We start from the raw sequence: 1431 nt of genomic DNA on the forward strand, positions 1-1431 counted from the left end.
GGTTGCGTCCCGGGAAGTGGTGTACGGGCTCCCACCTGATCCGGGCGTTTGTCCTGGCGTCGGAGTGAGGGTCCGGATATGAGAACGGCCACCGGCTGATCTTTCGAAGTGTCGAAGCCTCGAAGGAGATCAGCACGATGACCGCACCTGACAGTCTGCCCCTGCACGCCCTCGCCGAGGAGAACCTCGCTGCGGCGAGTCCAGATCTGCTGCGCGCGATGATCAAGACGTTCGCCGACGCCCTCATGTCCGCCGAGGCCGACGCCCTGTGCAACGCCGAATACGGGCAGGTCAGCGATGAGAGGGTCAACCACCGCAACGGCTATCGCCCGCGCGAGTGGGACACCCGCGCCGGGACCGTCGAGCTCGCCGTTCCCAAGCTGAGGCAGGGCAGCTACTTCCCGCACTGGCTCCTCGAACGGCGCCGCCGGGCCGAGCAGGCCCTGATCTCGGTGGTGGCCACCGCCTACCTGCTGGGCGTCTCCACCCGCCGAGTGGAGAAACTCGCCGAGTCCCTCGGAGTGACGCAGCTGTCGAAGTCCCAGGTCAGCGCGATGGCCAAGCATCTGGACGAGCAGGTCGCAGCCTTCCGCAACCGGCCCCTGGACGCCGGCCCGTACTCGTTCGTCTGGGTCGACGCACTGACTCAGAAGGTTCGCGAGGGCGGCCGGATCATCAACGTCCACGCGCTGATCGCGGTCGGTGTCAACGCCGACGGACACCGCGAGATCCTCGGCATCGACGTCGCCACCGCCGAGGACGGCGCCGGCTGGCTGGCCTTCCTGCGCTCGCTGATCGCCCGCGGCCTCACGGGCGTCCAGCTCGTCGTCTCCGACGCCCACACCGGCCTGGTGGACGCGATCGGCGCGGTGCTGCCCGGCGCCTCCTGGCAGCGCTGTCGCACCCACTACGCGAGGAATTTGCTGAGTCAGGTGCCGAAGTCGGCACAGCCCTGGGTGGCGACCCTGCTGCGGACCGTGTTCGAACAGCCCGACACCGACGCAGTGAAGGCCCAGATGGCACACGTCCTGGACGCCTTGGAGGCCAAGTTCCCCAAGGCCGCCGCTCACTTGGATGCCACCCAGCACGACTTGCTGGCCTTCACCGCCTTCCCGCGTGAGATCTGGCGGCAGATCTGGTCGAACAACCCCCAAGAGCGGCTGAACAAGGAGATCCGCCGCCGCACCGACGTGGTCGGCATCTTCCCCGACCGCACCGCCGTCATCCGGCTCGTCGGCGCCGTGCTGGCCGAGCAGAACGACGAATGGACCGAAGCCCGCCGCTACATGGGCCGCGAGCTCCTCGCCAAGGCCCGCCTCCACCCGATCGAGTCAGAAACCGACGACACCACCCTGCCCACCGAACTCACCGCATAGCCTCAAAACGAGATCACCGAGTGGCCGTCGATACACCACTCCCGCGGACGTGACC

The 1431-nt window shown here is 67.9% G+C and carries 1 protein-coding gene; it reads left to right on the forward strand.

Translation table 11 applies throughout. The features are described from left to right. The first annotated feature begins 137 nt into the window (after window positions 1-137). Window positions 138-1376: an IS256 family transposase gene (locus tag AC02VZ_RS26000; protein WP_476476555.1), complete on the forward strand. Its 1239-nt coding sequence runs from the start codon at window positions 138-140 to the stop codon at window positions 1374-1376. The last annotated feature ends 55 nt before the right edge of the window (window positions 1377-1431 follow it).

The sequence above is a fragment of the Streptomyces sp. 3-6 genome, assembly GCF_056323165.1.